Consider the following 18,272-nt stretch of genomic DNA (forward strand, 5'->3'; position numbering starts at 1 on the left):
GCGCAACCTACCGGCAGGTAACATTGCGTCGTGGGCAACTGCACAACAGCCCGCGGTTGACCTGGCGTCGACCGACGCGCGACGCTGCGCCCCAGAACGGGCGAGCGAATCGCATCACCACACAGGAGGGTCGTCGAAGCGCGATGAATATCGTCGTACTCGTCAAGCAGGTGCCTGATTCGGGCGCGGACCGCAACCTGCGCAATGACGACAACACCGTCGACCGCGGTTCGGCGAACAACGTGATCAACGAGATGGACGAGTACGCCATCGAGGAGGCGCTGAAGATCAAGGAGGCGCACGGCGGCGAGGTCACCATCCTGACCATGGGTCCAGACCGGGCGACCGAGTCGATCCGCAAGGCGCTCTCCATGGGCCCGGACAAGGCCGTGCACGTGCTGGACGACGCCCTGCACGGCTCGTGTGCCGTCGCCACCTCGAAGGTGCTCGCCGCCGCGCTCGGTCAGCTCAATGCCGACCTGGTCATCTGCGGTGCGGAGTCCACCGACGGTCGGGTCCAGGTCATGCCGCACATGATCGCCGAGCGGCTGGGCGTCGCTGCGCTCACCGGTGCCCGCAAGCTCACCGTCGACGGCAGCACGCTCACCGTCGAGCGGCAGACCGAGGAGGGCTACGAGGTGGTCACCGCCGCCACCCCGGCCGTGGTCTCCGTCTGGGACACCATCAACGAGCCGCGCTACCCCTCCTTCAAGGGCATCATGGCCGCCAAGAAGAAGCCGGTGCAGACGTTCTCCCTGGCCGACCTGGGCGTCGCGCCCACCGAGGTGGGCTTCGACGGCGCGACAAGCGCCGTCGTCGAGCACACCAAGCGCCCCCCGCGCTCCGGCGGCGCCAAGATCACTGATGAGGGCGAGGGCGGCGTCAAGCTTGTCGAGTTCCTCGCCACCGAGAAGTTCGTGTGAGAGGCGGGTTCTGACATGTCTGAGGTTCTCGTCGTCGTCGAAGCCACAAAGGAATTCGGCGTCAAGAAGGTCACCCTGGAAATGCTCACCCTCGCCCGTGAGCTGGGCACCCCGAGCGCTGTGGTGCTCGGCGGCGCCGGTGCCGCCGAGGCGCTGAGCGGCAAGCTGGGCGAGTACGGCGCGGAGAAGATCTACGCCGCCGAGGGTGACGAGATCGACGGCTACCTGGTGGCCCCCAAGGCCACAGTGCTGGCCGAGCTGGTCCGGCGGGTGCAGCCGGCCGCCGTGCTGCTGGCGTCGGCCCAGGAGGGCAAGGAGATCGCCGCCCGGCTCGCCGTCAAGCTCGACAACGGCATCCTGACCGACGTGGTCGGCCTCGACGCCGACGGCACCGCGACCCAGGTCGCCTTCGCCGGCTCCACGATCGTCAAGTCCAAGGTCACCAAGGGCCTGCCGCTGGTCACCGTCCGACCCAACTCGGTCACCCCCGCCCCGGCGGCGGCCACCCCGACGGTCGAGCAGCTCACCGTGTCGGTGGGTGAGGCGGACAAGCTGGCGAAGGTCGTCGAGCGGGTCGCCGAGCAGAAGGGCTCGCGCCCCGAGCTGACCGAGGCCGGCGTGGTCGTCTCCGGTGGTCGTGGTGTCGGTAACGCCGACAACTTCAAGCTGGTCGAGGAGCTTGCCGACCTGCTCGGCGGCGCGGTCGGCGCGTCCCGTGCGGCTGTCGACTCCGGCTTCTACCCCCACCAGTTCCAGGTGGGCCAGACCGGTAAGACGGTGTCCCCGCAGCTCTACGTGGCGCTCGGCATCTCCGGTGCCATCCAGCACCGGGCCGGCATGCAGACCTCGAAGACCATCGTCGCGGTCAACAAGGACGGCGAGGCGCCGATCTTCGAGCTTGCCGACTTCGGCGTGGTGGGCGACCTGTTCAAGATCGTCCCGCAGGCCGCCGAGGAGATCCGCAAGCGCAAGTAACCCGTCAACGAGACGGTGGCCGCCCCCTCCAGGGGGCGGCCACCGCTTTTCCGATGGGAGCTGATCGGCGGGCCGGGGAGCTGAACCGGCCCGCCGATCAGCCCGTCAGGGTGCCCCTCAACAGGCTGTCGCCGGAGTGGCGGGTGTTGTTGTCGTACTGCTCGGCGGAGACGTCGACCACCGAATAGCTGGTCAGGTCGACATTCGGGGGCAGCGGCAGCAGCGCGTCCGAACCACCTCCCAGGGTGCCCACCGAGAACATCGCCATCGTCGTCGGATTGATGAGCCAGACCTCGTAGTACCCCGGGACGCGCGGGAGATTCGCCACATGCAGATGTAGTTGGCCGTCGCGCAGCACCCGGGCGTCGCCCTTGGCCGTCGGGGGCGTCGACCCGTACGCCGCCAGCGGCGCGCTCGCCACCACCGCCTGCGTCGGGGCGGGCGCCGGGTCGTCCGGGCGCAGCACGGAGACAGTGCCCACCACACCGACCGCCGCGGCGGCTGCCGCGGTCACCGCGGTGGCCGCCCAGCGCGACCAGCCGGAGCCCCGGCGGGACCGGTGGGACCGGCGGGTCGGATCCAGCCGGGTGACCGTCGCCTCCGTCGTGCCGGTGGTCGGCCCCGACGATGTGTCGTCGTCGGTCTGCTCGGCCACCGTGCCGACGGCTTGACCGGGGACCTGCTGCCGACGGGTCTCGACCCGTGACGGCTGGGCCTCGGCCGCTCTGACCTCGGTGACGGCCTCGGCCGCTCTGACCTCGGCGACGATGCCGTGCCAGATGTGCTCCGGTGGGGCGGGCAGATCGGTCAGGCCCTGCGTCTCGGCGCCGAGCCCCGCCACCCGTTGCAGGGTCGCCAGCTCCGCCCGGCATTCCGCGCAGGTCCCGAGGTGGGTGCTCTCCCCGTTGTCCGCCTCGCTCTCACCGAGCGCCAGAAAGACCAGCCGCTCGTGGTCCAGGTGCTGCACCGTCCACCTCCCATCTGCGTTTCAAGCTCGCCATGCCGCGCCGGATGTGGCTCTTCACGGTGCCCAGCGGCACCCCTGTCATCGCCGATATCTGCTGGTGTGTCAGATCGTCGTAGAAGGCCAACTCCAGCATGCGCCGCTGGTCGTCGGGGAGGCGGGCCAGCTCGTCGGCGATCACCAGGCGGTCCACCACCTGATCCGGTCCGGGGCCGGTCTGCGCCGGCTCGGGCAACTGCCGGACCGTGTCCACGACCCGGGTCTCGCGGGCCGAGGCGCGCATCCGGTCGATCACCTTGCGCCGGCCGATGCCGAGCAGCCAGCCGATCAGCGATCCCTTGGTGGGGTCGAAAGTGTCCCTCCCCAGCCAGGCGGCGACGAATGTCGCCTGGGTCACGTCCTCGGCGTCGGCGCGGTTGGCCAGCATGGAGGTGGCCAGGTGGAGCACGGCACGGCCGTAGCGGTCGTACGCCTCGCGCAGCGCCACCTCGTCGCCAGCGCGGAACCGGAGGGCGATGTCGTCCACCGGGGGGTCTGGATTCTGGGGTGGCGCCGTCATCGGGCGGCTCGCCTTCGATGGGGCATACCCGACTGTAGCTGCCACAGCCTCCGCCCCAGTCTCCCGGTCGATGTCATCTCACCTGCTCTTCGTCTCGGGACCCCGATCTGGATGCGGTCCGGGCCGAAAAAAGAAACTGCGTCCAGAGCGCATCCGTCCGTCCCGCGGCCGGCGTAACCCGTTCTGCAAGCCAGGTGTGACGAATCAGCAGTAATCACCAGGAGGCAGACATGCAGCTCTCGTACTTTCGTCGGGTCGCCGCCGGCGGCGCCGTCGCCGCGCTGGCCTTCACGGGTGTCGGCGCGTTGACGGCAACCCCCGCGTACGCCGCCACGTCGAAGGTCTCCGTCGTGCACGGCATTCCGGACACCCCTGTCGACGTCTACGTCAACGGCAAGAAGACGCTCGAGAACTTCAAGCCCGGTGACGTGGCCGGCCCGCTGAACCTGGAGGAGGGCGACTACGACATCGCGCTCACCAAGCCGGGCGAGCCGATCGGCAGCGCGATCCTCAAGGCCGACAACGCGGCGGTGCCGGGTGGGGCCAACATCAGCATCGCGGCCCACCTCGACGCCGCCGGCCAGCCGAAGATCACCCCGTTCGTGAACGACGTGTCGAAGGTCGACGCCGGCAAGGCCCGGCTGATCGTCCGGCACACCGCCGCCGCCCCCGAGGTGGACGTGCGCGCCGGCGGCACCCCGGTCTTCAAGGGCCTCACCAACCCGAACGAGGCCAAGGGTGACGTCGACGCGGGCAGCGTGAAGGCGGACGTGGTGCTGGCCGGCACCGACACCGTGGCCATCGGCCCGGCGGACCTCAACCTCAAGGAGGGCACCGCGACGATCGTCTACGCGATCGGCTCGGCCGAGGGCAAGAACCTCGATGTGGTGGCCCAGACCATCACCGGCCTGCACTCCGCCCCCGGCGGCGTGCCGAGCGGTGACGGCGGTCAGGCCGGCACGGGCGTGGACACCTGGTGGTACGCGCTCACCGGTGCCGGCGTACTCCTGCTGCTCGCCGGTGGGGTGCGGATGGCGACCGCGCGGACCGGTCGCAAGTGACGGTGCGCAACCGCGGCGCGCTGGCGGCCCTGGCCGCCGGCGTTGCCGCGCTCACCGTCGCCACGTTGGTGGCCTGCGGCTCCCAGCCGGCCGAGGACGTTGGCGCGGAGGAGGCGAGCACCCTGGCTGCCACGCCCGCGACCCCACCGGCCGGCGGTGACGCGACAGTTCCGGTGACCACCGGCGACCTGCCGGCCAGCGCGGACATCGTCCCGCCGGTCCGGCTGGTGATCCCGGGGATCGACGTCACCGCCACCGTCAACGCGGTAGGCATCAACAAGCGGACGAACGAGTTCGAGGTGCCGCCGAGCGTCGACCAGATCGGCTGGTACCGCTACGGGCCCGGCCTGGAGACCGACGCCGGCTCGGTGGTCGTCGCCGGTCACGTGGACAGCGCCACGCAGGGCAAGGGCGCGTTCTTCCGACTGCGGGAACTGGACCAGGGCGACACCCTGACCGCGACCGGCAGCGACGGCAGGGAACGGCAGTACCGGGTCGTCGCCCGGGAGGAGTACGCCAAGACCAAGATCCCGTTGGACCGGTACTTCGCCCGGGACGGCAAACCGCGGCTGACGCTGATCACCTGCGGCGGGCCGTTCGACGCCAAGGCCCGCAAGTACCGCGACAACATCGTCGTCACCGCGGTGCCCGCCTGACCGACCGCGCCGCCACGGCCGGGGTGGGGAATCCCGCCCCGGCCGTCGCGCGGGTCCCCTCCGGCATCGGGGTGTCACCAGGTCGGCCGTAGGCTGAACGGTGATGGCATACCTGGATCACGCGGCGACGACTCCGATGCTCGATGAGGCACTGGAGGCGTACGTCGCTACCACCCGCGAGGTCGGCAACGCGTCCTCCCTGCACGCGGCGGGTCGTCGTGCCCGCCGCCGGGTGGAAGAGTCCCGCGAGCGGGTGGCCGCGGTGCTGGGCGCCCGACCGTCCGAGGTGATCTTCACGGGCGGTGGCACGGAGAGCGACAACCTCGCGGTCAAGGGCGTCTTCTGGGCCCGCCGGGGAGCCACCCCGGGCCGCCGTCGGGTGGTGTCCAGCGCCGTCGAGCACCACGCGGTGCTCGACGCGGTCGACTGGCTCGTCGAGCACGAGGGGGCCGAGGTCGGTTGGCTGCCGGTGGACGCCGCCGGTCGGCTCGACCCGGGAGACCTGCGCGCCGAGTTGGCCGCGCACCCCGACCAGGTGGCAGTGGTCACCGCGATGTGGGCCAACAACGAGGTGGGCACCGTCCAGCCGGTCGCCGAGCTGGCCGCCGTCGCGGCCGAGCACGGTGTGCCGTTCCACACCGACGCCATCCAGGCGGTCGGCCAGGTGCCTGTGGACTTCGGCGCCAGCGGCGTCGCCGCACTGACAGTGACCGGGCACAAGTTGGGCGGCCCGACCGGGGTGGGCGCGTTGCTGCTCGCCCGGGACGTGGCGGCCACCCCACTGCTGCACGGCGGTGGCCAGGAACGTGACATCCGGTCCGGCACCCTGGACACGGCCGGCATCGTGGCCTTCGCGGTCGCCGTCGAGACGGCGGTGAAGGGCCAGCAGGAGTACGCGGCCCGGGTGGCCGCACTCCGCGACGACCTGATCGAGCGGGTGCGTCGGGCGGTGCCCGAGGTGATCTACAACGGTGACCCGATCGACCGACTGCCCGGCAACGCGCACTTCTCCTTTCCGGGTTGCGAGGGCGACGCCCTGCTGTTGTTGCTCGACGCGCAGGGCATCGCCTGCTCGACGGGGTCGGCCTGCTCCGCGGGGGTGGCCCAGCCCTCCCACGTGCTGCTGGCGATGGGCGCCGACGATGACCGCGCCCGTTCCTCGCTGCGCTTCTCCCTCGGCCACACGAGCACCCAGGCCGACGTCGACGCCCTCATCGCGGCCCTGCCCGCGGCCGTGGACCGAGCCCGCCGAGCCGCCGCCCTCCGCACCCCCCGCCCCTAACCACCACTCCCTCGTCGGGTCGATCATGGAGTCGTGGTGGGCACAAAAGGTGCTTCTTTGCCGCCTTCGGGCACCACAACTCCATGATCGGCGGGGTTGGGGCGGGCGTGGCGTGGGGGGCGGGGATTTCGGGCTGGTGGATAGGGTTGTGGTGGCGGAACGGACGGAACGGGTGGGTCGGGGGAAGGGGAGTGGGTCGGTGAGGGTTCTGGCGGCGATGTCGGGCGGGGTTGACTCGGCAGTGGCGGCGGCGCGGGCCGTGGCGGCCGGGCACGACGTGACAGGCGTACACCTGGCGCTGGCCCGCAATCCACAGACCTATCGGACCGGTGCGCGCGGCTGCTGCACGCTCGAAGACTCCCGGGACGCACGACGGGCCGCCGACGTGATCGGCATCCCGTTCTACGTGTGGGACATGGCCGACCGTTTCCACGAGGACGTGGTGGACGACTTCGTCGCCGAGTACGCCGCCGGCCGCACGCCGAACCCCTGCCTGCGCTGCAATGAGAAGATCAAGTTCGCGGCCGTGCTGGACCGCGCGGTGGCCCTGGGCTTCGACGCGGTGGTCACCGGGCACCACGCCCGGCTCGGCCCGGACGGGCTGCTGCGGCGCAGTGTCGACCTCGCCAAGGACCAGTCGTACGTGCTGGCCGTGCTCACCCGCGAGCAGCTGGACCGGTCGATCTTCCCGCTGGGCGACTCGACGAAGGCGCAGGTGCGCGCGGAGGCCGCCGAGCGTGGCCTGGCGGTGGCCGACAAGCCGGACTCGCACGACATCTGCTTCATCGCCGACGGCGACACCCGCGGCTTCCTGGCCGGCCGGCTCGGCGAGGCGCCCGGCGACGTGGTGGACGCCAGCACCGGCGCGGTGGTCGGCAGTCACAGCGGCGCGTACGCGTACACGGTGGGGCAGCGGCGCGGGCTGCACCTGGACCGGCCGGCCCCGGACGGTCGACCGCGTTACGTGCTCTCCATCACGCCGAAGACCAACACGGTGACCGTCGGCCCCGCCGAGGCGCTCGAGGTGTCCGAGGTCCGGGCCGTCCGAACGGTCTGGACCGGCGGCGCGCGTCCGGACACGCCGGTGGAGTGCGAGGTGCAGCTGCGGGCGCACGGCGACGTGGTGCCGGCGACCGTCGCCCTCGACGGCGACCTGCTGCACGCCGAGCTGCGCCGGCCGGTACGCGGCGTCGCCGCCGGCCAGGCCGTGGTCGCCTACCGGGCGGACCCGGCCGGTGACGTGGTGCTCGGCTCCGCCACCATCACCGGCTGACCGCACGGCCCAGGTGTCCGCGGGATAGCCTTCGGCCGTGACAGATCAGGCGTGGCCCTGGCCGGCCGGAGCGGCAACCGGAATCGGTTCGCTGCCCGGCACCGACATCGGCGAGGCCCAGCGGGTGATCCTCGGTGAGCTTCCCGACCTGCCCCACCTTGCCGAACTGCCCGCCCGGGGTCCCGGTGCCGACCTGATCGGCAGGTCCGCCGGGTTGCTCGTCGACCTGCCCGTCGAGGTCTACGCCGGCCGGTGGCGGGTCGCCCCGCGCCCGGGCCGCGACCTGCGCCGGGCCGCTGACCTGATGGAACGCGACCTGGACCAGCTCGCCGAGCAGGCCGAGGAGTACGCCGGGCCGATCAAGGTGCAGGCCGCCGGTCCACTGACCCTGGCCGCCTCCGTGGAGTTGCCGATCGGTGGTCGCCTGCTGCGCGACCCCGGCGCGGTCCGCGACCTGACCGGCTCCCTCGCCGAAGGGCTGCGCGCGCACCTCGCGGCGGTCACCCGGCGGCTGCCCCGGGCGTCGGTGCTGCTCCAACTGGACGAGCCGTCGCTGCCGACGGTGCTGGCCGGGCGGGTGCCGACCGAGAGCGGGCTGGGCGCGTACCGGGCGGTCGACGCGGTGGACGCCGCCGCACTGCTGCGCACCGTCGTCGACGCGGTAGGCGTACCGACGCTTGTGCACTGCTGCGCCCCGGACGTGCCGCTGGAGCTGATCCGCTCCGCCGGCGCCGTCGCGGTCGCCCTCGACCTGGACCTGGTCACCAAGCTGGACCCGCTCGGCGAAGCGCTCGACGCCGGCCTCGGACTGCTGGCCGGGGCCGCGCCGACCCGACCACCGGCGGCCGGCGGCGGGCCGACCTCCGCGCAGATCGCCGACCGGGTACGCCAGGTCTGGGACCGCCTCGGCTTCCCCCGTCGGCAGCTCGCCGAGCAGGTGGTGATCACGCCGGCCTGCGGTCTCGCCGGTGCCACCCCGGAGTACGCGCGGGCGGTGCTCGCCGCGTGCCGGGACGCCGGTCGGCGACTCGCTGAGGTGTGAGGTTTCCTGTCGTACCCGGTGGCAGGATGACTGTCATGATTGGACAGCTGCGTTCAGTGGTGATCGACTGCCCGGATCCGCGCGCGCTCGCGGAGTTCTACGCCGAGCTGCTCGGCGTGCCTCTCGCCGAGGGTGAGACGGAGGACGACTGGGTGGTGCTGGGCGGTCCGCCCGGTCACCAGCCGCGTCTGGCCTTCCAGCAGGCGCCCAACCTGCGGCCACCGGCGTGGCCGGATCCGGAGCGCCCGCAGCAGTTCCACCTGGATGTGACGGTGGACGACATCGAGAGCGCGGAGCAGGCGGCGCTGGCGCTCGGTGCCCGGCGACTGCCGGGCGAGGGCGAGGGTTTCCGGGTCTACGCGGATCCGGCCGGCCACCCGTTCTGCCTCTGCTGGGACTGAGCTGGCGCGGGTCACGGCGGCCGGGCATCATGGCCGCCGTGATCTCCACCTCCGCGCTGCGCGCCTCCGGGTCGCTCTTCGGTCTTGCCTACGGCGACGCGCTGGGCAGGCCGACCGAGTTCCTCACCGTCGCCGAGATCGAGCGCCGGTACGGCCCGGCCGGCCCCCGTGAGCTGTCCGGGGAGCCGGCGTTGGTGACCGACGACACGCAGATGGCGTTGGCGGTGGCCTGGGCGCTGCACGAGGCGTCCGCGCTCACTCCGGAGGTGGTGGAGCCGCTGGTGCGCAGGCGTTTCCTGGCCTGGGCGGTCAGCCCGGACAACAACCGTGCGCCGGGGATGACGTGTCTGCGCGCCTGCGCGGAGTTGGGCCGGGGCCTGCGGTGGCAGGAGGCGACGGTGGCCGGCTCGAAGGGGTGCGGGGCCAACATGCGGGTTACTCCGGTCGGCCTGCTCGACGTCGACCTGGACACGCTTGCCGGGTTGGCCCAGTTGCAGGCCGGGTTGACCCACGGGCACCCGACCGGGCTGGCCGCCAGCGAACTCACCGCTTACGCCGTCCACGCGCTGCGGGCGGGCGCCACGCTCGCCGAACTCCCCGCCGTGCTCATCGAGCGGGCGCGGTCTCAGCGCCAGGTCTACCGGGAGCAGTGGTTGGGTGATCTCTGGCAGCGCCCGGGGGTCGGCACACCTGAGGAGTTCATCGCCCGAGGTTGGGACGAGTGCCTGGCGGCGCTCGGCCGACTGACGAACGCGCTGGGGCAGCCGGACGACGGCGGCGACCCGTGCCGGGCCACCGGCGAGGGTTGGGTGGCGGAGGAGGCCCTGGCCACCGCGCTGCTCTGCGCCGTACGGCACGCCGACGATCCGGTGGCCGCGCTGGCCCGGGGCGCCACCACCGCCGGCGACTCCGACTCGATCGCCGCCCTGGCTGGCGCGTTCGTGGGCGCGGCGGTCGGGATGGTGGCCTGGCCGACCGAATGGGCCGACCGCATCGAGTACGCCGACCAGCTCGCCACCCTCGGCGCCAGCTGGGACTGACCCGCCGTGGCGCTGGGTGCGCCGGGCCGGTCGGCTTGATCGGCGCTGGGTACGCCGGGCCGGCCGGCTTGATCGAGTCGGATTCCTGGAAGCCGGGGTGTCGTGGGGCCGTTGATGCCGCGCCTTTCAGGAAGCCGAGTGGATCACGGCGCGGGGACACACCTTCGGCGGCGGCCGGCGGCCGGCGGCTGGCGGGGCGACCGGACGACCGGGCGGCGGGTGGTCAGGCGGTGGGTAGGTGGCGCAGGCTGCGTACCGTGCGCCACAGGTCGGCGTCGCAGCGACCCGCGTGGTCGGCGAAGGCGGCCGAGTCGATGCGGATCGGCTCGGCCAGGCTGAGGTAGCTGTCGTGCTCCGCGTCGGGGTCCCAGTCCCGGGTGGGGATCCGTACGTGGTCGTCCCGGTCGCTCTTGTCCTGGCTGGTGATCTTCAGGACGTCGGCGCCCCGGGAGTCGACGCGCAGCACCAGGCAGGGACGGACCTTCGATCCGCTGCCGTCGGCGTACGGCACGTCGGCCCACCAGATCTCTCCCGGTGCCGGAGCGCCGGTCGCACGGTCGGTGCCGCGGGAGCGGGGCTTGGTGGCCGGTCGGTCGGTGCCGCGTGGCCTCGGCGCCGTGGAACGGCGGTCAGGCCGGGTGCCCCGATCCGGCCGGGTGCCCCGATCCGGCCGGGTGCCCGGACGCCGGTTGGCCACCCGGTGCCGCCAGCTGTTCCACGCCCAACCGGCGGTCACCGCCAGCAGGATCGCCACCGCCCAGAGCAGCGCCTCGGGCATCCGTACCTCCGCCTTTCGGCGACCCCGGGGGTCGCACCGTCCGGCGATCCTCGCACGTCGCAGCCCGTCCCGCCCGTCGACGACACCGCAGCGTGACCGAATCCAGGTCGCCGCTGTGGTGTCGGTCATCGTGCGGACGGAGCCCGAACGACCACGGGACGGGGTGCGGGCGGCGTCGCCTCCGGCACGGCCGGACGACGGATTGTCCCACCGGCCCGATACCGTGCCGGAGTAGCGTGATCAGGGAGGTCGCAGGCGTGTCCGAAGGTGGCGGTGTGTCCGAGGAGCAGATCGGTCAGCAGGTCAGCCCGGCCCAGGAGGCGGCGGCCGGGGCTGAGCCGACGCCGCAGGCCCGGGAGCGGCATGCCACGCTCAGCCAGGAGTTGACCGAGCATCAGTACCGCTACTACGTGCTGGACACGCCGACCATTCCCGACGCCGACTTCGACAGGCAGTTGCGCGAGTTGGAGGCGTTGGAGGCGGAGTTCCCGGCGCTTCGGACACCCGACTCGCCCACCCAACGCGTCGGCGGCACCTTCTCCACCGACTTCACCCCGGTCACCCACGCCGAACGCATGCTCTCGCTCGACAACGCCTTCGCCGACGAGGAGTTGGCCGCCTGGGCCGAGCGGGTCGAACGGGACGCGGGCGGCCCGGTGCCCTACCTGTGCGAGCTGAAGGTCGACGGGCTGGCCATCAACCTGACCTACGAGAAGGGCCGGCTGGTCCGGGCGGCGACCCGGGGTGACGGCCGCACCGGCGAGGACGTCACCGCCAACGTGCGCAGCATCCGGGACGTGCCCAGCCAGCTCACCCCGTCCGCCGAGTTCCCGGACATCCCCGAGCTGGTGGAGGTGCGGGGCGAGATCTACTTCCCGGTCGCCGCGTTCGCCGACCTCAACGCCGGCCTGGTCGAGCAGGGCCGGGCGCCCTTCGCCAACCCCCGTAACGCCGCTGCGGGCAGCCTCCGCCAGAAGGACCCACGGGTCACCGCCTCCCGGCCGCTGCGCCTGGTGGTGCACGGCATCGGCGCTCGCAAGGGCTTCCAGCCGACCGCGCAGTCCGAGTCGTACGCGGCGCTCAAGTCGTGGGGGTTGCCGACAAGCGACCGTTGGCGGGTCGTGCCCGACCTGGCCGGCGTGGCCGAATACATCGGCTACTACGCCGAGCACCGGCACGACGTCGAGCACGAGATCGACGGGGTGGTGGTCAAGGTCGACCCGGTGTCCATCCAGGGCCGGCTCGGCTCCACCAGCCGCGCGCCGAGGTGGGCGATCGCCTTCAAGTACCCGCCGGAGGAGGTCACCACCACGCTGCTCGACATCGACGTCAACGTGGGCCGCACCGGGCGGGTCACCCCGTTCGCCGTGCTCGAGCCGGTGCGGGTGGCCGGCTCGACAGTCGCGCTCGCCACCCTGCACAACGCCCGCGAGGTCGAACGCAAGGGCGTGCTGATCGGCGACACGGTGGTGCTGCGTAAGGCCGGCGACGTGATCCCCGAGGTGCTCGGCCCGGTGATCGACAGGCGGCCCGCCGACGCCCGGCCGTTCGTCATGCCGACCACCTGCCCGGCGTGCGGCACCCCGCTCGCGCCGTCGAAGGAGGGCGACATCGACATCCGTTGCCCCAACACCCGCAGCTGCCCGGCCCAGCTGCGCGAGCGGGTGTTCCACCTCGCCGGTCGTGGTGCCTTCGACATCGAGGCGCTCGGCTACAAGGGCGCGGCGGCGCTGCTGGACGCGGAGGTCATCGCGGACGAGGGCGATCTGTTCCAGCTCGACGCCGAGCAGCTGTCCCGGTCCCCGTTCTTCGTCAACAAGGACGGCAGCCTGGGCAGCAACGCCAGCAAGTTGCTCGACAACCTGGCGGTCGCCCGGGAACGGGAGCTGTGGCGGGTGCTGGTGGCGCTCTCCATCCGGCACGTCGGCCCGACCGCGGCCCAGGCGCTCGCCCGGCACTTCCGGTCGATGGACGCCATCGACGCCGCCACCGAGGAGGAGCTGTCCTCGGTCGACGGCGTCGGGCCGACAATCGCGGCCAGCCTCCGGGAGTGGTTCACGGTGGACTGGCATCGCGAGGTCGTCCGCAAGTGGGCCGAGGCCGGCGTACGGATGGCGGAGGAGGCGGGCGACGAGGGGCCGCGCCCGCTTGAGGGCTTGACAGTGGTGGTGACCGGCACGCTCGCCGGTTTCTCCCGGGACCAGGCAGCCGAGGCCGTGCAGAGCCGGGGCGGCAAGGTCAGCGGGTCGGTCTCCAAGAAGACGAGCTTCGTCGTGGTGGGGGACAACCCGGGGTCCAAGGCCGACAAGGCGGCCAGCCTCAAGGTGCCGGTGCTCGACGAGGCCGGGTTCCAGCTCCTGCTGGACGCCGGCCCGGACGCCGCACGGGAGGTCGCGCAACCGGGCGGCTGATCGCGCGTCCGCGTCGCGCGACCACCGGTCACGTATACCAACTTAATTACGACTACGACCGATTCGTGACTGTCATACCGGGAAACCAGGGCCCGAGGGCGTTTCATTGGGTCACGGCGTGCGCACCGGCACGTCGACGGTCGGTCGGGAGGTGTGGTGGAGGTCGCCGACCCACGCAACTCGCTGCCCCCGGGACGGGTGGCACCGTTCGCCACCTTCGTCGTCGGCATCCTGGTGGTGGCCACGGTGACCGCCGCCGTTCCCCTCGCGACGGTTCCCGATCAGGTGTCCCGGCTGCCGGTGGCGTTCTGGACGATGGCCGCGCTCGCCGTGGTCTGCGACGCCCGCCCGTTCGTCCCGCCGGGGCGCCGGCAGACCTCGGCGGTGTTCCCCTCCACCTGCTTCACCTTCGCGATCCTGCTCGGCTGGGGCCTCGGCCCGGCGGTGCTGGTGCAGGCGGTGGGGGTGGTCGTCTCGGGTTGGCGGATGCGGCACGCGGCGTGGCGGACGGCGTTCAACGTCGGGCAGTACGCATGTGCGCTCGCCGCCGCTTACGGCGTACTCCTGCTCGGGCCCGGCACCATCTTCCCCGGCGGGGGGTTGCACTGGCCCGACGTGGCTGCCGTCGGCGGCGCGACGCTCGCCTGGTTCGTCGTCAACTACGGGTTGGTCAGCTGGGCGGTGCGGCTGCGCTTCGGTGACCGGTGGTGGCCCACCCTGCGGCAGGGGCTCGGCTTCGAGTTGCTCTCCACCGGCTCCCTGCTGCTCCTCGCGCCGGTGCTGGTCGCGGCGGCGCGGGTCAGCGCGGCACTGATCCCGCTGGTGCTGGTGCCGCTGTTCGCCGTCTACCGGATGGCGCGGCTGACCGTCGAACAGCAGCACCTCGCCGCCGCCGACCCGCTCACCGGCCTCCCCAACCGCAAGGCCCTGTTGGCCGAGGTGGCCGAGCAGGTGCACGTGCATGCCGAGCGGACGGCCCGCGGCGAACCCGACGGCCAGCTGGCACTGCTGTTGATCGACCTGGACCGCTTCAAGAACGTGAACGACGCCCTCGGGCACGCCGTGGGCGACCGGCTGCTTGTCGAGGTGAGCGCGCGGCTCACCGACGTGCGGCCCCGACCGCAGATGATCGCCCGGCTCGGCGGCGACGAGTTCGCCATCGTGATGACCGGGCTGACCGACGTCGGTCAGGCGCGGGAGTTGGCCGACCAGGTGGTCCAGGCGCTGGCCGAGCCGGTGCCGCTGGACGGGCTTCCGTTGGACGTGGGCGGGTCGATCGGGATCGCCCTCTTCCCCGAACATGGCGAGGACTTCGCCACCCTGATGCGCCACGCCGACGTGGCGATGTACGACGCCAAGCACCGCAACGACACGGTGGCCGTCTACGCCCCCGAGTCCGACCACAACTCCGCCGAGCGTCTCGGTCTGCTCGCCGACCTGCGCCGGGTGCTGGAGTCCGGCCCACCGGTCGACGAACCGTTCGACGCCGCCGGTCACCGCGACCGCGAGCCGGCCGACCAGGTCGAGTCGGCCGAACGGGGCGACCGGCACGACCACGCCGGTGGGCCGGGTCAGGTGGCCGGCACGGAGCGGGTGGTCGACGTACCCCGTAACGCGACGGCCGAGGTGCGCGGCGGTGACGGGGCGGCGCTGCCCACCGGGGCGCCGGCCGAGACCGTGCCACACGCGGACCTGGCACCGGCGATCGTGGCGGCACCGGCGTCCGGCGGCCGGTGGTGGGGACGCCGACGGCGCGACGCCGCCGAGCCGCCGCACGCCGACGAGCTGATCAACCAGATCGCCACCGGTGCCGACCCGATCCGGGGTCGCAACACCCGGGCCGCGGTGACCGGCAACCGGTCGGGTCGGGCCCGGGAGCGCCGTGCCGGACTCGGCAACGGCCGGCGGTCCCCGAACGCAAGCGCGGTCGCCGCGCTGGGCAACGGCGGCCTCGGACCGCGCCGGGGCATCGGGCCGGACACACCGGGACGACAGTTCGACCCGACGGGCTGGGTGCACGCCACCGGTGGGCTGGCCGACGACGCCGGCGAAATCACCATGTACTACCAGCCGCAGATCGCCATCGCGACCGGCGAGGTGGTAGGTGTCGAGGCCCTGCTGCGGTGGCGACACCCGAGGCGGGGCATGGTCGACCCGGAGGAACTCATCCGCGTCGCCGAGCAGAGCGCCGTGATGCGGCTGCTGACCCGGCGGGTGGTCGACGACGTGGTGGAGCAGCTCGCCAAGTGGTCGGCGGCCGGCATCGGCCTACGCGCGGCGCTGAACGTGAGCGTGCGTGACCTGCACACCGGCGAGATCGCCGACCAGATCGCCGACCGGCTGGCCCGCTACGGGGTGCCGGCCGAGCGGCTACAGGTGGAGATCACCGAAGGCGCGTTGATGGCCGACCCGCGCCGGGTGCTGGCGACCATCTCCCAGCTGCACCGGATCGGGGTGGGCATCGCGCTTGACGACTTCGGCACCGGCTATTCGTCGCTGCAACACCTCCGCCGGTTGCCGCTGTCCGAGGTGAAGGTGGACCGGTCGTTCGTACTCGGCATGGCCGACGACGCCGACGACGCGGCGATCGTCCGGTCGATGATCGAGTTGGCCGGCGCGTTGGGGTTGCGGGTGGTGGCCGAGGGCGTCGAGGACGAGCGGACCTGGCGGCTGCTGCACGCCGCTGGTTGTGACGCGGCGCAGGGTTGGTTCTACGCCCGGCCGATGCCCGCCGCGGAGCTGGTCACCTGGCTGGCCCGGTACCGGCCGGTGCGCCCCACCGGCGGGCACCCGCAGTCGGACGTGGCACGCCGCCCCACCCGCTGACCCGGGCACGAGGGCCGCCGGAGGGGAGTCCGGGGACGCGGCACCGAGGCGGAACAATAGACTCGCTCCGGTCACCGCGCGTCACGCTCCAGTCGTGGCGCGGCGGGCACACCGCCCGACCAGCAGGACATCAGAAGGGGGCACGGATGGCCGCCATCTCCCGCGAGGAGGTCGCGCACCTGGCGCGCCTGTCGCGGCTCGCCGTCACCGAGGAGGAGCTGGACACGTTCGCCGGTCAGCTCGACGTGATCCTCCAGGCGGTCGCCCAGGTCGGCGAGGTCGCCGCCGCGGACATTCCGCCGACCTCGCACTCGGTGCCGTTGACGAACGTGTTCCGTGAGGACGTGGTCACGCCGTGCCTGACCCCGCAGGAGGCGCTGTCGGGCGCGCCCGACGCCGAGGACCAGCGGTTCCGCGTGCCGCGGATCCTGACCGAGGATGTGGCCTCATGAGCGAGCGCGAGCGAGCGAATCAGCAGTGCAGCGCTGTGCTGCCTCATGGCGTCGCGGAGCGAAGCGGAGTGACGGCATGAGCGACTTGATCAAGATGACCGCGACGGAGATCGCGTCCCTGGTCGCCGGGGGCGAGGCCTCCGCCGTCGAGGTGACCCAGGCGCACCTGGACCGGATCGCCGCTGTCGACGACCGGGTGCACGCCTTCCTGCACGTGGACAGCGACGGCGCGCTCGCCGCCGCCCGCGCGGTGGACGAGCGCCGGGCCGCCGGCGAGGTGCTGGGCCCGCTCGCGGGTGTGCCGGTCGCGGTGAAGGACGTGCTCGCCACCCGCGGGGTGCCGACCACCGTGGGGTCGAAGATCCTGGAGGGCTGGCGTCCTCCGTACGACGCGACGATCGTGCAGCGGCTGCGCGACGCCGGCACGGTGATGCTCGGCAAGACGAACATGGACGAGTTCGCCATGGGCTCCTCCACGGAGTACTCGGCGTACGGGCCGACGCACAACCCGTGGGACCTGAGCCGGATCCCGGGCGGCTCGGGCGGTGGCAGCGCTGCCGCGCTGGCCGCGTACGAGGCGCCGCTGGCGATCGGCTCGGACACCGGCGGTTCGATCCGCCAGCCGGGCGCGGTCACCGGCACGGTGGGTGCGAAGCCCACCTACGGCGGCACCTCCCGCTACGGGCTCGTCGCCTTCTCCTCGTCGCTGGACACCCCCGGCCCGTGCGCCCGGAACGTGCTCGACGCGGCCCTGCTGCACCAGGTGATCGGCGGGCACGACCCGCGGGACTCCACCTCGATCCCGCTGCCGGTGCCGGACGTGGTGGCGGCGGCGAAGCTCGGCGCGACAGGCGACCTGACCGGCATGCGGCTCGGCATCGTGAGCGAGTTCGTCGGCGAGGGCGCCGAGCCGGGCGTGATGGCGGCGTTCCGCGAGTCGGTGGACGCGCTCACCAAGATGGGCGCCGAGATCGTGGAGATCTCCTGCCCGACGTTCGCGTACGCGCTGCCGGCGTACTACCTGATCGCTCCGAGTGAGTGCTCCTCCAACCTGGCCCGGTTCGACGGCGTCCGGTTCGGCCTGCGGGTCGGCGACGACGGCAACCGGTCGCTTGAGGAGGTCATGTCGCTGACCCGGGAGGCCGGCTTCGGCCCGGAGGTCAAGCGCCGCATCATGATCGGCACGTACGCGTTGTCGTCTGGTTACTACGACGCGTACTACGGGCAGGCGCAGAAGGTCCGGACGCTCATCACGCGGGACTTCACCGCCGCGTTCGAGCAGGTCGACGCGTTGATCTCGCCGACCACGCCGTCGGTGGCGTTCCCGATCGGCGCGCGTACCGCCGATCCGTACCAGATGTACCTGGCCGATCTGTACACGATTCCGACAAACCTGTACGGCGGGCCGGGCATCTCGGTGCCCTGCGGGCTCTCCGAAGGGCTGCCGGTCGGTCTGCAGGTGATGGCCCCGACGATGGCCGACGACCGGATGTACCGGGTCGCCGCCGCGTTGGAGTCCGCGATCGGCACGTTCACCCCACCGACGCTCTGAACCCACTTGGTACGGAGGCAGGTCGCCCGCGTCCGTACCGGACGTCGTCACGCGCCCGGCGCGGTCACCACGACCGC

The 18,272-nt window shown here is 72.5% G+C and carries 16 protein-coding genes; 13 read left to right on the forward strand and 3 right to left on the reverse strand.

Features of this window, described 5'->3' with window-relative positions; genetic code table 11:
- Positions 1-143: 143 nt before the first annotated feature.
- Together AB0B85_RS15970 and AB0B85_RS15975 are read left to right on the forward strand one after the other, a co-directional pair.
- On the forward strand, positions 144-923 hold the full coding sequence (locus AB0B85_RS15970) for an electron transfer flavoprotein subunit beta/FixA family protein (RefSeq protein ID WP_357407787.1): 780 nt from the start codon (positions 144-146) through the stop codon (positions 921-923).
- A gap of 15 nt (positions 924-938) precedes the next feature.
- On the forward strand, positions 939-1,898 hold the full coding sequence (locus AB0B85_RS15975) for an electron transfer flavoprotein subunit alpha/FixB family protein (protein ID WP_357407789.1): 960 nt from the start codon (positions 939-941) through the stop codon (positions 1,896-1,898).
- A 97-nt stretch (positions 1,899-1,995) separates the two neighbouring features.
- Here the strand turns inward: AB0B85_RS15975 and AB0B85_RS15980 are convergent, their stop codons facing one another.
- Together AB0B85_RS15980 and AB0B85_RS15985 are read right to left on the reverse strand one after the other, a co-directional pair.
- Positions 1,996-2,865 (reverse strand): anti-sigma factor, encoded by an 870-nt coding sequence (locus AB0B85_RS15980; protein WP_357407791.1) that lies wholly within the window; start codon positions 2,863-2,865, stop codon positions 1,996-1,998.
- The gene (locus tag AB0B85_RS15985) at positions 2,819-3,421 is read right to left on the reverse strand and encodes an RNA polymerase sigma factor (RefSeq protein ID WP_357407793.1); all 603 of its coding nucleotides are present in this window, start codon (positions 3,419-3,421) and stop codon (positions 2,819-2,821) included. Before AB0B85_RS15985 ends, AB0B85_RS15980 begins: the two co-directional genes overlap by 47 nt.
- Before the next feature lie 230 nt (positions 3,422-3,651).
- On the opposite strand from AB0B85_RS15985, the gene AB0B85_RS15990 reads away from it, so the two are divergent.
- The 7 genes from AB0B85_RS15990 to AB0B85_RS16020 all read left to right on the forward strand — a co-directional run bounded on the left by AB0B85_RS15990 (position 3,652) and on the right by AB0B85_RS16020 (position 10,176).
- Positions 3,652-4,482 (forward strand): DUF4397 domain-containing protein, encoded by an 831-nt coding sequence (locus AB0B85_RS15990; RefSeq protein WP_357407795.1) that lies wholly within the window; start codon positions 3,652-3,654, stop codon positions 4,480-4,482.
- Positions 4,479-5,138 carry a class F sortase gene (locus AB0B85_RS15995; RefSeq protein ID WP_357407796.1) on the forward strand — a complete coding sequence of 220 codons (660 nt, stop codon included), beginning with the start codon at positions 4,479-4,481 and terminating at the stop codon, positions 5,136-5,138. Before AB0B85_RS15990 ends, AB0B85_RS15995 begins: the two co-directional genes overlap by 4 nt.
- Before the next feature lie 103 nt (positions 5,139-5,241).
- A complete protein-coding gene (locus tag AB0B85_RS16000) occupies positions 5,242-6,420 on the forward strand; it encodes a cysteine desulfurase family protein (RefSeq protein WP_357407798.1) in 1,179 nt (392 codons plus the stop codon).
- 199 nt (positions 6,421-6,619) lie between these two features.
- Positions 6,620-7,693 (forward strand): tRNA 2-thiouridine(34) synthase MnmA, encoded by a 1,074-nt coding sequence (gene mnmA / locus AB0B85_RS16005; protein WP_357407800.1) that lies wholly within the window; start codon positions 6,620-6,622, stop codon positions 7,691-7,693.
- 37 nt (positions 7,694-7,730) lie between these two features.
- On the forward strand, positions 7,731-8,735 hold the full coding sequence (locus tag AB0B85_RS16010; protein WP_357407802.1) for a methionine synthase: 1,005 nt from the start codon (positions 7,731-7,733) through the stop codon (positions 8,733-8,735).
- 35 nt (positions 8,736-8,770) lie between these two features.
- Complete coding sequence (locus AB0B85_RS16015) at positions 8,771-9,136, forward strand: VOC family protein (RefSeq protein ID WP_357407804.1); 366 nt, start codon at positions 8,771-8,773, stop codon at positions 9,134-9,136.
- 29 nt (positions 9,137-9,165) lie between these two features.
- Positions 9,166-10,176 (forward strand): ADP-ribosylglycohydrolase family protein, encoded by a 1,011-nt coding sequence (locus AB0B85_RS16020; RefSeq protein ID WP_357407806.1) that lies wholly within the window; start codon positions 9,166-9,168, stop codon positions 10,174-10,176.
- Positions 10,177-10,399: 223 nt separating this feature from the next.
- Here AB0B85_RS16020 and AB0B85_RS16025 read toward each other — a convergent pair whose 3' ends face one another.
- Positions 10,400-11,083 (reverse strand): type II toxin-antitoxin system PemK/MazF family toxin, encoded by a 684-nt coding sequence (locus tag AB0B85_RS16025; RefSeq protein WP_357407808.1) that lies wholly within the window; start codon positions 11,081-11,083, stop codon positions 10,400-10,402.
- Between the two features lie 146 nt (positions 11,084-11,229).
- On the opposite strand from AB0B85_RS16025, the gene ligA reads away from it, so the two are divergent.
- The 4 genes from ligA to gatA all read left to right on the forward strand — a co-directional run bounded on the left by ligA (position 11,230) and on the right by gatA (position 18,195).
- Entirely contained in the window at positions 11,230-13,365 is a 2,136-nt protein-coding gene (gene ligA, locus AB0B85_RS16030; protein WP_357407810.1) for an NAD-dependent DNA ligase LigA, read from the forward strand.
- A 156-nt stretch (positions 13,366-13,521) separates the two neighbouring features.
- Entirely contained in the window at positions 13,522-16,191 is a 2,670-nt protein-coding gene (locus tag AB0B85_RS16035; protein WP_357407812.1) for an EAL domain-containing protein, read from the forward strand.
- Between the two features lie 146 nt (positions 16,192-16,337).
- Positions 16,338-16,643, forward strand: a complete 306-nt coding sequence (gene gatC, locus AB0B85_RS16040) for an Asp-tRNA(Asn)/Glu-tRNA(Gln) amidotransferase subunit GatC (RefSeq protein WP_357407814.1) — start codon at positions 16,338-16,340, stop codon at positions 16,641-16,643.
- A gap of 76 nt (positions 16,644-16,719) precedes the next feature.
- Entirely contained in the window at positions 16,720-18,195 is a 1,476-nt protein-coding gene (gatA, locus tag AB0B85_RS16045) for an Asp-tRNA(Asn)/Glu-tRNA(Gln) amidotransferase subunit GatA (protein ID WP_357407816.1), read from the forward strand.
- The last annotated feature ends 77 nt before the right edge of the window (positions 18,196-18,272 follow it).

This window comes from Micromonospora sp. NPDC049044 (assembly GCF_040649215.1).
Lineage (GTDB): Bacteria > Actinomycetota > Actinomycetes > Mycobacteriales > Micromonosporaceae > Micromonospora.